The sequence below is a fragment of the Gemmobacter sp. LW-1 genome (genome assembly GCF_001303875.1).
Lineage (GTDB): Bacteria > Pseudomonadota > Alphaproteobacteria > Rhodobacterales > Rhodobacteraceae > Gemmobacter > Gemmobacter caeni.
The window spans coordinates 150,045-163,417 of record NZ_LJSC01000043.1 but is presented as its reverse complement, the minus strand read 5'-3'; the positions used below and the strand labels follow the sequence as shown (position 1 = coordinate 163,417).

Sequence of the window (13,373 nt, the reverse complement as noted above, 5' to 3'; positions counted from 1 at the left end):
CGCACGACTGGTCCCGCGCCGTGGGCACGATCATGCCAGCGGCGGAACCCTTGCGGAAACAGTTTGGCAGGGCGGTTTGTCAGCCCTGAACCGACCGCAACACCATGTCGCTGGCCGGATCGGTGATCTGTTGCAGTTCCACGAAATTGCCGTCGGGATCGCGGCAGAAGCACAGCCGCATGGGGCCGACATCCGTCGGGGGCGTGTTGAAGGTGACGCCCGCCGCACTCAGTCTCGCGTGATCGGCAATCACGTCATCGCTGTCGAAGCACAGATGCGCGAAGCCCTGCTGTGACAGGCTCCGATCATCGCTGCGGGTCGAGACCGGGGTCTGGTATTCGAAGACCTCCAGAAAGGCGTTGCCTGCGTGCAGCAGGACCGACCTTGCCGTGGACTCGGGAATGCCAATAATCCGGCCTGCGAAGGCGGACATCTCGGTTCCGGCCTCCCAGCCGAAACCCGATACCTCCCGGAAGCCCAGAAAACCGCAATAGAAGGCCAGAGACCGGTCCAGATCGCCGGTGGTGATGCCGGGGTGGTGAATGCCACGGATCATGTCGGGCTTCTCAGGCGCAGGCGGTGGCTTCGACCTCGACCAGAAGGTCGGGCGAAAACAGGCGGGTCACACCGGCGAGCGTGCTGGCCGGGCGGTGCCCCAGCGCGGCGAAAGGCCCGATCAGAGCGCCCCAGTTGGCCAGTGTTGCATCCATGTCGGTCGTCAGTACCCGGATGCCCGTGACATTGGCATAGGTCATCCCGGCAGCCGCCAGGACCTCACCGAGATTGGCCACGCAAAGGGCCAGTTGCGCCGCCATGTCGCCCTTGTGCTGCGGCGCGCCGGTGGCGTCGGTGGCACACTGGCCCGAGAGGGTCAGGATGCGGGTCGCCCCGCTGACCTCGCGGCCATGGGCAAAGCCGAAGCCTTCTTGCCAAGACCAGGGATTGATTTCTCGCGTTTCCATGTCGTCCTCGCTGTTGGAATGTTCTTGCTGTTCTTGGCCGCGGTGTTTGCCGATCTTGCGGGGCAATCTTGCCCGCAGGGTCAGAAAATTCAGCGACTTGATACATTTCATGCTCAAAACATGTTGCAGTCAATGCGACGTTTATCTATTTTAGATTGCAATAAACGCAACAAATTTGCATTGATGACAAATGGATACCGCAAATATCGGTGACTCATGATCTTCACCCGGCCTGTCCTGCACCTTGCGGATGGTGGCGCGCGCCTGTTCGCGCGGGGCGAAGACCGGCGCAGCAGGAGGCGGCATGCAGATCAATGACCGGCGGATTCACTTCCTTTACGAGGCGTGGCGCAGCGGTTCGATGCGTCAGGCCAGCGAAATCCTTGAGATGGCGCCATCCTCGATCAGCCGCCAGATCGCCCAGCTTGAACGAGAGATCGGCAGCACCCTGATCGAGCACGGACGCCGCGAAATCGTTCTGACCGAAGCAGGCCATGCTGTGCTTGAATATTACCGGAACCGGCACAGCAGCCTTGAGATGCTGAATGCCCAGTTGCGTGACCTGTCGGCGGCGCGGACCGGGCATGTCAAATTCGCCATCGGCGAAGGCTTTCTGGGTGAAGCGCTCTATCGCACGCTGGACGAGTTCATGGATGGTTATCCGGGCTTTACCCTGTCTCTCAGCGTCACCGACACGACCGAAATGGTGCGGCTTCTGCTGGAGGATGAGGTGCATTTCGGGCTTGGTTTCCACCCGCTGTCGCATCCACAGGTCGTGTCGCGGTTTCGTGCGGCGGTTCCGCTGAAGGCAATCATGCATGCCGCGCATCCACTTGCGGATCGCTCCAGCATTTCTATCGCCGAGCTTTGCGCCGAGCCGCTGGCCCTGATGGGGCAGGCGTTCCGAATCCGCCAGATGATCGACCTGGCGGCAGCGGATAGTGGTCAGCTTGTTTCGCCGGTGCTGGTCTCCAACTCGATCCCGGTCCTGATCCGCAGCGCCTGCGCACGCCGGGCGGTGACGGTCCTGCCTGAATTCAGCGTCAGGTCCGAGCTTTCGAACGGTCAGCTGGTCGCCGTAAGGATCGTGTCGTCCGCCATGCAATCGGTCTATGTGCACCTGATAACACGCAGAAACCGGATTCTTTCGCCGCAGGTGATGGCCCTGACCGAACAGATGCGCAAACGGCTGGCGCCGACGGCACTCTATGCGCCGACGGATGGTAAGGAGCCGGCGGCTTCCTGACCCAGCGCTGGCGGCCTCGCGAATGATTCTGGTCGGGTCCGTCCGGCCTCTGTCGGCGCGATCAGTGCAACGCAGTGGTGCGGCAGGGTGTTGCAGTGTATATAACGGCGTCAGGTGGTCCTGAGGGGAGCGCGCCATGCATGTCGGCTTGATTACCGGGCTGGGGCCTGCCGCGACGGTGGTTTACTATCAACGTTTGAACCAGATCGCGGCTGATCGCGGGTGCCGGCTTGAACTGACGATGGTTGAAGCGAATATTCGTAAGGTTCTGGCCAATAACCTTGCCGGTCGGGCACAGGAACAGGCAGAGATATTTGCCGCGCTGCTGCACCGGCTCAGGGCGGCAGGTGCTGATTTTGCAAGCATCACCGCCATCGGCCCGCTTTTCTGCTGGGAAGAAACACGCGCCCTCAGCCCTTTGCCTCTGCTTTCAGCCGTGACGCCATTGGATCTTTACTGTGCCGGGAAAGGATACTCGCAGGTCGGGCTTCTGGGAACCGCAAGAGCCATGCGCACGAAGCTTTTCGGTCAGATGGTGCGCACCGGAGTTCTGCTGCCTGAGAACCTCGAACCAGTGGGCAAGGCTTATCAGGACATGGCCGTCGGAGGCCGGTGCGACGAGGCCACCCGCAAGCTGCTTTTCGATGCAGGCCGGAAAATGATGGAGCAAGGGGCCGAAGCCGTGGCTTTGGCGGGAACCGACCTCCTGCTCGCGTTCGATGGCCGTGATCCGGGCTTTCCGGTTATTGATGCTCTTGAAGTGCATGTCGCAATGCTGGCCGATCTGGCGACGGGCAGGATTTCCCTCGCGGATATCCGGCAAGAGACCGGCGCCCGAATTTCCTGACGGCGCGTTGCGACGCGCACTGCTGCGTCTGCCCCTTTTCCTCTGTATCCTGTCAGGGCGGGGTGCTTCGCGCGCGTAGGTCTTCCGGCCATTCGCGCGTCAGATCATGGAATCGGCATCTCGCCTCTGTCACACGCCTGCAGTTGCAACCAGTCCGTGAACGCCCCGGAGACAGAGCCGCTTTTCGGCGCATGGGCCGATAGCAGGAAATAGGCGCTCCCGTCCTCGCGAAACCCTTGCGGCGCCACGAGAAGCCCATCCCTGATGTCGTTTTCTACCAGATGCCAGGGCCCGATGGCCACGCCGATGCCTGCGACGGCAGCTTGCAGGCTGAAATAGAAATGCTCAAAGTCCTGTCCTGCGCCGGTGGGGCAGGGCTGGTCGAAAACTTCCGCCCATGTCTGCCAAGCCGACGACCGCGTGCGCGTATGCAGCACCTTCGCATCCGCCCGGAGCCGGCCATGATCAAAGTAGATTGCCGCCTTGTCAGGGCGGCAGACCGGGCCAATCCGTTCGTTGAACAGATGTTGTGCGAAATGGTTTTCCGGCCATGTGAAATCATTGCGGCGGATCGCTAGGTCGATGCCTGATCCAAGCAATACCGGCCCGCCACCGGCCAGCAGGCGAATCTCTGATGACGGATGTGCCGCATGAAACCGGGGCATTCGCGGGATAAGCCAGCGCATCATCAGCGTCGGTTCGCAGGACACTGTGACGGGGGCATCGGCGTGTCTGGTCCTGATGCGCTGCACCTCGTCCTCAATGTCCGCCAGGCCCCGCGTCACCACCTCTGCCAGCCTGCGCCCGGTATCGGTCAGAAAAACAGCACGATTGCGACGATCGAACAACGGGACGCCCAGGTCATCCTCAAGCAATCGCACTGCGCGGCTGACGGCGCCATGCGTAAGATTAAGCCGGTCGGCGGCCTTACTGAAGCTTTCCAGTTCGGCGGCGACCCGGAAGCAGGCGAGGGCGGGGAGCGAGGTGACTGACTGTCTCATATGTTATTTATCTTCACAGATATTGTCAGAAGTCATCGTTTTTCAGATGGCCGCGGCCGCGTTACCCAACCGGAAAACCGAAAGGATACGCATATGGCCGAATGGTTCGCCGTGATCACCATAACCCTCTTTGCTGTTATCAGTCCGGGGCCGGATTTTGCCATGGTGTCGCGTAATTCCCTGACGCTTTCCCGCCGGGCGGGCCTCGTGACGGCGCTTGGAATTGGTGCGGGGGTGCTGGTGCATGTCAGCTACACGCTGCTCGGCATCGGCGTGCTCATTCGGGAAACACCGACCCTCTTCGATGTTCTGAAGCTGGCCGGAGCGGCCTATCTCGCGTGGCTGGGATGGCAGATGCTGCTCAGCCATAAGGCAGAGGGGGCAGTTTCAGCAAGCGAAACAGCCCTCTCTGATCTTGCGGCCTTTCGGATCGGCTTTCTGACGAATGCTCTGAACCCCAAGACGACAATCTTCATTGTCAGCCTGTTCATGCAGGTCATTCAGGCGGAAACTCCGCTGGCAACGCGGATCGGCTATGGGCTGTTCATCTCTTTCGCCCATGTGGTGTGGTTTTCGACTGTCAGCCTGTTCTTCGGCGCGCCATCCGTTCAACAGCGCATCCTGCGTCTGCGCCCCTGGATTGACCGGATTTTCGGTGTATTGCTGATCGGCTTTGCCATCGCACTGGCCGCGACTGATCTGGCCAGAACAGCTGTGTGACTGGCCAGCGGCTGCAACGCCGGCAGGCGCATCCTGCCAGCGGTGGCGCCGGCAGGATGCAGGTTCCGGGGGACCGCGCGCGTATGCCCCATTCGTTGTCAGGGGCAGGCGGCCATGGCTCAGCCAAGAGCCCCCTGAATCGACACTACATGCCGGGCCAGATCATGTGCGGCGGCAAGGCTGGCGTCTGCGTCGAGACCGCGATGTCGGGCGGCGATCCAGCCTGCGTTGAAGGCATCCCCGGCGCCAGTGGTGTCGACCGGGGTCACGGTGTCCAGCGGCCAGAGCGTCCGGGCCCCGTCGACCGCCAGCAATACGTCCTGACCGCCGTTCTTCACCACCACGTCGCGCCCGGCATCCGCGCCGTAGCGACGGGCGCAGGCGGCAAGGTCAGCATCGCCGAAATGCTGGGCTTCATCCTCGAAGCTGGGCAAAAGTACATCGGCCAGCCCGGCGGCGCGGGTAATCGTCGCGCGCATGGTTGGTGCATCTTCCCACAGCCGGGGGCGCAGGTTCGGATCGAAGATCAGCCGCCGCCCGGCGGCATGCGCGGTTTCAAGTGCGCTCAGCAGGCGCGCGCGCGCCTCCGGTGTCAGGATAGCAAGGGTGATGCCGCTGAAATAGATGGTCCCGGCCCAGTCCAACGCCGCAGCGAGGTGCTCAGGATCATCAGCCAACAGCCGGGCTGCGGAGCGGTCGCGCCAATATGTGAAACTGCGTTCGCCATCTTGCAGCGAGATCGCGTAAAGCCCCGGTCCACGCCCCGCGTCCCGGCGCAGAAAGCGCGTTCCGATGCCCGAAGCCGCCATGAAGCGTGCAATCCGGTCCGAGAAAGGATCTGTACCGAGCACGCTCAGATATTCGACCTCGGCCGTATCGCCCAGCAGGCGTTTCACATGCCAGGCCGTATTGAACGTGTCTCCGGCAACATTCAGCGCCCAGAGCGGGGATTGCTCGGACAGTTCCAGCATGGCCTCGCCAATTGCCAGAAATCGCATGGTCAACCCTCCTGCGCCAGGGCTTCGCGGGCGATCACCGCCTGCATTCCTTCGGTCAGGATCATGCCCAGCAATTCGCGCAGCGCCATGCCGAAGGGGCCGCTGCTCAGCTTCGGGGGCAGGATATCGGGGCAGACCCCGGCAACGGCCGAAAGGATGTCTGAAGCTGCGGTATGGCGTCCGATTGCGGCCGCCAGTGCCCCGGCCTTCGGATCGTCCACAGGCACCAGCTTGCCCGCAGCATCGCGACGGGCGAGCCAGGCCAGCCAGGATGCCAGCGCGAAGGCGAAGGGACGGACAGGCGTACCTGCCTCCAGCGCTTCGATTGCGGGGGCGGTCACGCGCTGCGGCAGTTTCTGCGTGCCGTCCATGGCGATCTGTGCGGTCGCATGGGCGATGGCCGGGTTGCTGAACCGCTCCGCCAGCGCCGTGGCATAGGCTGCGAGATCCAGCGAAAGCCCCTGCACGGTGGCTGCTGCTGCTGCCAGATGCGCGCGCACCAGTGTGGCATGGGTGGGATCGGCCATCACATCGCGCACATAGGCCCGCCCGGCCAGCTGACCACTGTAGGCCAGCATCGAATGCGCCCCGTTCAGCATGCGCAGTTTCATCTGTTCATAGGGGGCGACATCCTGCACGAACAGGACTCCGGTCTGTTCCCATGCGGGGCGGCCCGCGCTGAAATCATCCTCGATCACCCATTGCGAGAAGGGCTCCGTCTCGACCGCCGCCAGATCCTGACAGCCGGTCAGGCGCAGGGCGGTTTCTGTGGTTTCCGGGGTTGGCGCAGGGGTGATGCGGTCGACCATCGTAGCGGGAAAGCGCACCCCGGCGGCGATCCAATCGGCAAGATCTGAACCGTGGGCGCGGCGGGCGAAATCCAGCACTGCCCCACGCAGCTTTGCACCATTATGCGAAAGGTTATCACAGGAGAGCACGGTGAAGGGCGGCACCGACGCCGCGCGCCGCGCGGCCAGCGCGGCGGTGATCAGCCCGATGACCCCCGTCGGCGCATCCGGGCGGGCCAGATCTGCCCGCACTGCGGGATGATCAGGATCAAGCGTCCCGGCGCTGGTGATGCCATAGCCCTTTTCGGTTACGGTGAGGCTGACAATCCGGCAGCCCGGCGCAGCCATGGCGGCCAGGGCCTGCGCCCCGACATCCGGCCCGGACAGCACCGTCGTCAGCGCTCCGATCACGCGGGCCGATACTTCGGCTCCGCGGGTGATCAGCGTATAGCGGCCATCCTGCGGCATCAGACCCTCCGCGACCGAGGTGCCGCGCAGCGAGACCCCGGTGACGCGCCAGTCGCCACGCTGCAAGGCCAGTGCCCGGTCGGTATAGGCGAGAAGGTGGGCACGGGCGAAATTGCCAAGGCCAAGATGCACGATGCCGGGGGCATGATCCTCTGGCCGGTATTCCGGCCATGCCGCAGCCCCCTGTGGCTCAGATCGCGCCGAAAGCCGGGTCATGCCTGGGTACTCGTGGCGGGCTGAGACAGCATGGGATGGGACAGGGCGATCATGATGCCGCGCAGTTCTGCCAGACCCTTCAGCCGACCGATCGCGGGATAGCCGGGCTGTGCCTTGCGCTTCAGATCGTCCAGAATGTCCTGCCCGTGATCGGGCCGCATCGGGATCTGCCAGTCGGCGCGACCAGCGGCCTTGCGGCGGGCCTCCTCGGCCAGAACGGCGGCGATCATGGCCACCATATCGGTATTGCCCTCCAGATGCGCCGCCTCGTGGAACGACCCGCCCAGGTGGCGTTCTTCCAGTGCCACGTTACGCAGATGCAGGAAATGCACGCGGTCGCCCAGGCGCTGCATCATGCCGGGCAGGTCATTGTCGGCCCGCGCGCCCAGCGATCCGGTGCAGAGCGTGATGCCATTTGCCGGAATGTCCACCGCTTCCATCACAGCGCGGTAATCGGCTTCGGTGGACATGATGCGGGGCAGGCCAAGCAGCGGGAAAGGCGGATCGTCAGGATGGCAGCACAGCCGCATCCCGATCTCTTCGGCCAGCGGCGCGACTTCGGCAAGGAAATCGACCAGATGCCCGCGCAGCCGGTCTGCGGGAATGCTGTCGTAGCGGGCCAGATGGGATTTCACATCCTCCATCGACATGCGCTCGGCTGCGCCGGGCAGGCCGAATACCACATTTCCGGCCAACCCGGTCTTGCGGGCCTCGGTCATGTCGGCAAAGCGCGCCCGCGCGGCTTCGGTCACCTCGGGCGTATAGCTGTCTGCGGCGCCCCTGCGCTGCAACAGGAACAGATCGAAGGCAGCAAAGTCGATGGCGTCGAACCGCATGCAGGTCGCGCCATTCGACAGGCGATGGGCCAGATCGGTGCGCGTCCAGTCGAGGATCGGCATGAAGTTGTAGCAGATCACCTCGATCCCTGCGGCGCGCAGGTTCCGCATCGAGGTTTTCCAGTTGGCGATATGGGTTTTCCAGTCGCCGGACTGGCGCTTGATATCTTCGGAAACGGGCAGGCTTTCGACCACCTCCCATTTCAGGCCCGAGGGGCCGCCATCCTGCATCACCGCCAGCATGTCCTGCCGGGCCGCGATTTCACCGGGCGACCAGACCGCGCCGGTCGGAATGTGGTGCAGCGCGGTGACAACGCCTTCCACACCGGCCTGCAACATGTCGTCGATGGAAACCAGATCTTTCGGGCCGAACCAGCGCCAGGTCTGTCTCATGGGGTGTCTTTCTGTCTGGAAAAGCCGCGCGCTCAGGCGCCGGCGAACGAGATCTGGACCTTGACCGCACGGGCGCGGTCACGGGCGGTATCGAAGGCGTCAAGCGCTTCTGTCACCGGATAGGTGCCGGTGATCATCGGGCGCGGGTCGATCCGGCCAGAGCCGATCAGCGCCACGGCATCCGCAAACTCGGCATCAAACCGCTGCGAGCCGATGAACAGGATTTCCTTGCCCACCATCACATTCAGCGGCATCGGGGTCGGCCCGGCCACACCGACCTGCACCATGGTGCCACGCGGGCGCAGGCAGGTGATCGCATCGCGGATCGCCGGGGCCGCAGCCGAACATTCAAAGACCAGATCGACCCGGCCCTTGCCCGCCTGCCAGGGAGCCAGGCCGTCCGGGGTTTTCAGGGTGTTGACCGCATGGTCGGCCCCCATCCGCAGGGCCACCGCAAGCGTGGTATCCTGAATGTCGGTCACCACGATTTCGGCCGCGCCGCGTGCCCGAGCAACTGCAACACACAGCGCGCCGATCGGCCCGGCCCCGGTAACCAGCACAACCTTGCCCGCCAGACTGCCCGCCACACTCTCGCCGCGGTTCGCGGCATGCAGGCAGACGGCGAGCGGTTCTGCACAGGCGGCTGCCCCCGGATCGGTGCCATCGGGCAGCACATGGCATTGCGCGGCGTCGATCACCATCAGGTCGCGGAACATGCCCTGCTGATGCGGCAGATACATGGCCGAACCCTTGAACTTCATCGCGGTGCAATGGATCGTCAGCCCCTGCTGGCAGAAGTCGCATAAACCGCAGGGATGCGAAGGGTTCATCGCAACCAGTTGCCCGACCTCCAGCCCGGTGACACCGGCGCCCAGAGTCTCGATCCGCCCGGCGGCCTCATGGCCGAGGATGATCGGCTCGCGCACGCGGATGGTGCCGATCCCGCCCTCCAGCCAGTAATGCAGGTCCGAGCCGCAGATACCCCCGGCCAGCACCGAGACGCGCACTTGGCCCGGTCCGGGCTGGGCGGTCGGCTCGGTTTCAACGCGCAGGTCATCCTGACCGTAAAGACGCACGATGCGGTTTTCTGTCTGGGTCATGTCTTGCCTCAGGGCATCAGCAGTTTCGGAAGCCAGGTCGCCAGCGGCGCCCAGTAGCTGACCAGCAGCAGCACTGCGATGTTGGTCACGATATAGGGGGTGATGGCGCGGATCACCGGCGACAGCGGCAGCCGTGCGATGTTCGAGGCAACGAAGAGGCAGACCCCGACGGGCGGCGTGGTCAGCCCGATCATCAGGTTCAGCACCGCAAAGCAGGCGAAATGCAGCGGGTCAATCCCCACCGCCATGGCCAAAGCCTGAAGCGGCACGAACAGGATGATCAGCGCGGCGATGGTTTCCATGAACATGCCGACGAACAGCAGCAGCAGGTTGATCAGCAGGATCACGAGGAATTTGTTATCGGTGACCGAAAGAACGGCATCTGCAAGCATCTGCGGAATCCGCTCTGATACCAGAATCCAGCCGAAGACATTCGCCGTGCCGACCAGAACCAGAATACCCGCCGAACTGACCGCGCTGTCGATGATGATCTTCGGGATGCGGGCCACCGGCAATTCCCGGTAGATGAACAGCCCGACGAGCGCCGCGTAAAGGCAGGCGACCACGGCAGTTTCGGTGGGTGTGGTCACGCCGATCAGCAGCCCGCCAACGATGAGCCCGGTCATCGCAATGGCCCATATCGCGCCGGTGAACGAGGTGAACAGCTCCCGCAGGCCCTGCCAGGGTTCACGCGGGAAGTTCTTTTTCTTCGCGATGAAATAGGTGGTGATCATCATCGCAAAGCCCATCAGCAGGCCGGGAACGGCCCCGGCAAGAAACAGCTTGCCGACCGACAGGCCGGACAGCGATCCGACAATGATCATCGGAACGCTGGGCGGGATCATCGGCCCCACGGTGGACGAAGCCGCCGTGACCGCCGCCGAGAAATCGCCGGGATAGCCTGCTTTCTTCATGCCGGGGATCATCATGCCGCCGACCGAGGCCACATCGGCCACCGCCGTGCCGGAAATGCCGCCGAACAGCATCGAGGCGGCGATATTGGCCTGCGCCAGCCCGCCGCGCATCCAGCCAACCAGCGCATTGGCGAAGCGGATGATCCGTTCAGTGATCCCGCCCGAATTCATCAGATTCCCGGCGAGGATGAAGCCCGGAATGCACAGCAGAACGAAACTGTCCATTCCCGCATACATCTTCTGCGGAATGACCACGAGCGGGATGTCGGCGAACAGCAGATAGGCCATCGAGGACAGCCCCAGCGTCACCGCAACGGGCAGGCCGATGGCAAGGCCCAGCACAAAGACGCCCAGCAGCAGGGTCAGACCCATCACAGTTCCTCCGAATTCGGGATCGGGCGGCCGTCATGTCGGCCGGTCAGCATCTCGAACACGCGCACCAGCGCCCAAAGCGCGAGCGTCAGGAACAGCACAAGCATCGAGATGTGGATGAAATCCATGCGCCAGCCAAGCGACGGGGCGGTCTGGCGTTGTCCGACAACCGTATAGGCCCAGGCCGCGGGCAACAGCGTCAGCGCGAAACCCGCCGTCAGAACGGCCGACAGCAGCCGCAGCAGGCGCGGGCCGTGACCGGGCAGATTTTCGCACAGCAGGTCCACGTTCACCATATCACCGCTGCGCAGCGCCAGTCCCGCCCCGAGGGCGCCAATGTAGATCAGGCAGAACCGCGTCAGCTCTTCGGTCCAGACCGGCGCTGTCGAAAGGAAGGTGCGCGCAAAGACCTGCAACAGAACCGAACCCGAAAGGACTAGGAACGCCGCGAGGATCAGGAGGCGGCACAGTCCCTCCAGCCACTTGAAAGCATGTGTCATGGATGCCTCCGCAAGGGACCTGCCGCGTGAAACGGCAGATCCCGTCGCATTGTCAGTTGTTGAAGATCTGCTCGGCCAGAGGGCGGATATCTTCGGGAACCGCCGCGATGACGGCATCTTTGGCCCTGGCGGCAAAGGCGGCCTGATCGACCTCGACGAACTTGACGCCCTTCGATTCCAGATCCGTGACCAGCGCCTGTTCATCCGCAAGGAACAGTTCGCGCTCGAAGGCCTGGGTGCGGTTTGCAGCCTCCTGAACGGCGGCCTGATCGGCTTCCGACAGCTTGTCCCAGCTGCTTTCCGCGATGGTCAGGTAGATCCACGAACGCACATGCTCGGTCTTGTTGACGACCTTCTGCACCTCGTAGAAGCCACCGGACTTGAACAGCGCCAGCGGGTTTTCCTGCCCTTCGATGGTGCCGTTCTGAAGCGAGGTGAAGACCTCGGAGAAGGCCATCGGCGTCGGATTTGCGCCAAGCGCCTGCCAGGCGGCCACGAAAATCGGCACGTTCGGCACACGCAGCTTGAACCCGTTCAGCTGATCGGGCGAGGTAATCTCGCGGTTGGCCGACAGGTTGCGCGGACCACGGGCGAAGTAGGTCAGCGGGCGGATGCCGGCATTCGCGATGATCTCGGCCTCGATCGCATCACCGATCTCGCCCGACGCGACACGGTCCATGTGTTCAAGCGATTTGTAGGCATAGGGCAGTGCCAGAAGCGCGGCTTTCGGTGCCCAGTTCTGAAGGCTTTCGCCGGTGATCGTCATGTCGGCAGTGCCAAGCTGCATACCGTTGATGACGTCGATTTCCTTGCCCAGCGTCTCGTTCGGGTAGACAACGACCTCGACGCGGCCCTCGGTCAGGGCGGCAACCTCTTCGGCGAATTTCAGCGCGGCCTTGTGCCAGATGTTCTCCTCGTTGGCGAGGTGTCCCAGTTTGAGCGTGACTTCGGCGGCCATTGCCGAAGTGCCCATCAGTACGGCCAGCGCACAGCCCGCGGCAAGGCGGGTCAGCTTTGTGACAAACATCATTTCCTCCTCCAGGATGATGTGATCGCGGCAGATGCCGTGATCAAAGAAAATATTCGGGGCGTTCCTGCTTGATCACCGGCAGGTCGGACAGGATGCCTTGCAGGTGCTGGCGCATCTGCGTCTCGGCGGCGGGCCTGTCACCGCCCGCTATGGCATCGACAATGGCGCGGTGCTGTTCGATCAGGCGCGCAACGGAAAAATGCATGCTGGACAGAAAGCGGACGCGGTCCATCTGCGCCTTCATCTCGACCAGCACACGCCAGGCATTACCCTTGTCCGCCCCTTCGGCCAGGGTGCGGTGGAAGATTTCATCCGCCTCCATGAAGTCGCGGGCGGAGCCGCCAATCAGCTCCTGCTGTCGGGCCAGCTGGCCCCGCAGATCCGCGATCAGCGCGGGATCGGGTGTGTCCGCCAGAAGCTTCACGATATCGGCCTCTACGGCCTCGCGCACGAAGCGGGCATCCAGCACCGCCGCGAGCGAGATCTTGGCTACGAAAGAGCCGCGCTGCGGGCGGATATCCAGCAGCCCTTCATTCGCGAGCGTGATGAAGGCCTCGCGCACGGGTTGGCGACTGATGCCGTATTGCTGCGCGACCTCGGATTCGGAAATCCGGGTGCCGGGCGACAAGTCGTTGCCGATGATCGCCATGCGCAGGGCGGCGTGAAGCTGGTCCACCACACTGATGCGGACTGGCTGAAGGGCGACGATTTCGCGTTTCCGGTCAGACATGACAGTTCCCCCTTGGGGATTCGATACACCATACTACCATACAAGTAAATGCCCGGTATGGTTCTGGAAGCAAATCTTCAGACGGGCGAGGAAGTCCTTTGTGGTTTCCGACCAAGGCATTTGGTGGCTGCAAACGGCTTCACTGGTGGCAGCCGGCCTCGTCGTATCGGAAGCTGACGCTGGTCAGGTGCTTGGAGTTGACAGGTAAGGGGCTGCGCCGATGGCTGCTGAGAGGACTTCTGGATATCCTGC

At 63.3% G+C, this 13,373-nt stretch carries 14 protein-coding genes; 3 read left to right on the top strand and 11 right to left on the bottom strand.

Going from position 1 to position 13,373, the window contains the following annotated elements; all coding sequences use genetic code 11:
* Nucleotides 1–79 precede the first annotated feature (79 nt).
* Together AO684_RS12030 and AO684_RS12025 are read right to left on the bottom strand one after the other, a co-directional pair.
* A complete protein-coding gene (locus AO684_RS12030) occupies nt 80–556 on the bottom strand; it encodes a VOC family protein (protein WP_054302982.1) in 477 nt (158 codons plus the stop codon).
* Between the two features lie 10 nt (nt 557–566).
* A complete protein-coding gene (locus AO684_RS12025) occupies nt 567–962 on the bottom strand; it encodes a RidA family protein (protein WP_054303047.1) in 396 nt (131 codons plus the stop codon).
* A 304-nt stretch (nt 963–1,266) separates the two neighbouring features.
* Between AO684_RS12025 and AO684_RS12020 the strand changes: the two genes are divergently transcribed.
* Together AO684_RS12020 and AO684_RS12015 are read left to right on the top strand one after the other, a co-directional pair.
* Nucleotides 1,267–2,208 (top strand): LysR family transcriptional regulator, encoded by a 942-nt coding sequence (locus AO684_RS12020; protein ID WP_054302981.1) that lies wholly within the window; start codon nt 1,267–1,269, stop codon nt 2,206–2,208.
* A gap of 136 nt (nt 2,209–2,344) precedes the next feature.
* A complete protein-coding gene (locus AO684_RS12015) occupies nt 2,345–3,055 on the top strand; it encodes an aspartate/glutamate racemase family protein (RefSeq protein WP_054302980.1) in 711 nt (236 codons plus the stop codon).
* Between the two features lie 104 nt (nt 3,056–3,159).
* Here the strand turns inward: AO684_RS12015 and AO684_RS22285 are convergent, their stop codons facing one another.
* Nucleotides 3,160–4,056: a LysR family transcriptional regulator gene (locus AO684_RS22285; protein ID WP_082400929.1), complete on the bottom strand. Its 897-nt coding sequence runs from the start codon at nt 4,054–4,056 to the stop codon at nt 3,160–3,162.
* Between AO684_RS22285 and AO684_RS12005 the strand changes: the two genes are divergently transcribed.
* Nucleotides 4,057–4,776, top strand: a complete 720-nt coding sequence (locus tag AO684_RS12005) for a LysE family translocator (RefSeq protein ID WP_235451276.1) — start codon at nt 4,057–4,059, stop codon at nt 4,774–4,776.
* Nucleotides 4,777–4,895: 119 nt separating this feature from the next.
* Here AO684_RS12005 and AO684_RS12000 read toward each other — a convergent pair whose 3' ends face one another.
* The 8 genes from AO684_RS12000 to AO684_RS11965 are packed head-to-tail and all read right to left on the bottom strand — an operon-like array spanning nt 4,896 to nt 13,121.
* Nucleotides 4,896–5,774 (bottom strand): sugar kinase, encoded by an 879-nt coding sequence (locus tag AO684_RS12000; RefSeq protein ID WP_054302978.1) that lies wholly within the window; start codon nt 5,772–5,774, stop codon nt 4,896–4,898.
* Nucleotides 5,775–5,776: 2 nt separating this feature from the next.
* Nucleotides 5,777–7,246 (bottom strand): mannitol dehydrogenase family protein, encoded by a 1,470-nt coding sequence (locus tag AO684_RS11995; RefSeq protein ID WP_054302977.1) that lies wholly within the window; start codon nt 7,244–7,246, stop codon nt 5,777–5,779.
* Nucleotides 7,243–8,475: a mannonate dehydratase gene (uxuA, locus tag AO684_RS11990; protein WP_054302976.1), complete on the bottom strand. Its 1,233-nt coding sequence runs from the start codon at nt 8,473–8,475 to the stop codon at nt 7,243–7,245. The genes AO684_RS11995 and uxuA overlap by 4 nt, the downstream gene beginning before the upstream one ends.
* Nucleotides 8,476–8,507: 32 nt before the next feature.
* A complete protein-coding gene (locus AO684_RS11985; protein WP_054302975.1) occupies nt 8,508–9,575 on the bottom strand; it encodes an L-idonate 5-dehydrogenase in 1,068 nt (355 codons plus the stop codon).
* Between the two features lie 8 nt (nt 9,576–9,583).
* Complete coding sequence (locus tag AO684_RS11980; protein ID WP_054302974.1) at nt 9,584–10,861, bottom strand: TRAP transporter large permease; 1,278 nt, start codon at nt 10,859–10,861, stop codon at nt 9,584–9,586.
* Nucleotides 10,861–11,361, bottom strand: a complete 501-nt coding sequence (locus tag AO684_RS11975; protein WP_054302973.1) for a TRAP transporter small permease — start codon at nt 11,359–11,361, stop codon at nt 10,861–10,863. Before AO684_RS11975 ends, AO684_RS11980 begins: the two co-directional genes overlap by 1 nt.
* Before the next feature lie 52 nt (nt 11,362–11,413).
* On the bottom strand, nt 11,414–12,388 hold the full coding sequence (locus tag AO684_RS11970) for a TRAP transporter substrate-binding protein (protein ID WP_054303046.1): 975 nt from the start codon (nt 12,386–12,388) through the stop codon (nt 11,414–11,416).
* Nucleotides 12,389–12,431: 43 nt separating this feature from the next.
* Nucleotides 12,432–13,121: a GntR family transcriptional regulator gene (locus AO684_RS11965; RefSeq protein WP_054302972.1), complete on the bottom strand. Its 690-nt coding sequence runs from the start codon at nt 13,119–13,121 to the stop codon at nt 12,432–12,434.
* Between the last annotated feature and the right edge of the window lie 252 nt (nt 13,122–13,373).

Bases quoted from the DNA above. Each gene is read 5' to 3' on its own strand.
- AO684_RS12030 (WP_054302982.1), bottom strand. From the start codon at position 556: ATGATCCGTGGCATTCACCACCCCGGCATCACCACCGGCGATCTGGAC.
- AO684_RS12025 (WP_054303047.1), bottom strand. From the start codon at position 962: ATGGAAACGCGAGAAATCAATCCCTGGTCTTGGCAAGAAGGCTTCGGC.
- AO684_RS12020 (WP_054302981.1), top strand. From the start codon at position 1,267: ATGCAGATCAATGACCGGCGGATTCACTTCCTTTACGAGGCGTGGCGC.
- AO684_RS12015 (WP_054302980.1), top strand. From the start codon at position 2,345: ATGCATGTCGGCTTGATTACCGGGCTGGGGCCTGCCGCGACGGTGGTT.
- AO684_RS22285 (WP_082400929.1), bottom strand. From the start codon at position 4,056: ATGAGACAGTCAGTCACCTCGCTCCCCGCCCTCGCCTGCTTCCGGGTC.
- AO684_RS12005 (WP_235451276.1), top strand. From the start codon at position 4,057: ATGTTATTTATCTTCACAGATATTGTCAGAAGTCATCGTTTTTCAGAT.
- AO684_RS12000 (WP_054302978.1), bottom strand. From the start codon at position 5,774: ATGCGATTTCTGGCAATTGGCGAGGCCATGCTGGAACTGTCCGAGCAA.
- AO684_RS11995 (WP_054302977.1), bottom strand. From the start codon at position 7,246: ATGACCCGGCTTTCGGCGCGATCTGAGCCACAGGGGGCTGCGGCATGG.
- uxuA (WP_054302976.1), bottom strand. From the start codon at position 8,475: ATGAGACAGACCTGGCGCTGGTTCGGCCCGAAAGATCTGGTTTCCATC.
- AO684_RS11985 (WP_054302975.1), bottom strand. From the start codon at position 9,575: ATGACCCAGACAGAAAACCGCATCGTGCGTCTTTACGGTCAGGATGAC.
- AO684_RS11980 (WP_054302974.1), bottom strand. From the start codon at position 10,861: ATGGGTCTGACCCTGCTGCTGGGCGTCTTTGTGCTGGGCCTTGCCATC.
- AO684_RS11975 (WP_054302973.1), bottom strand. From the start codon at position 11,361: ATGACACATGCTTTCAAGTGGCTGGAGGGACTGTGCCGCCTCCTGATC.
- AO684_RS11970 (WP_054303046.1), bottom strand. From the start codon at position 12,388: ATGTTTGTCACAAAGCTGACCCGCCTTGCCGCGGGCTGTGCGCTGGCC.
- AO684_RS11965 (WP_054302972.1), bottom strand. From the start codon at position 13,121: ATGTCTGACCGGAAACGCGAAATCGTCGCCCTTCAGCCAGTCCGCATC.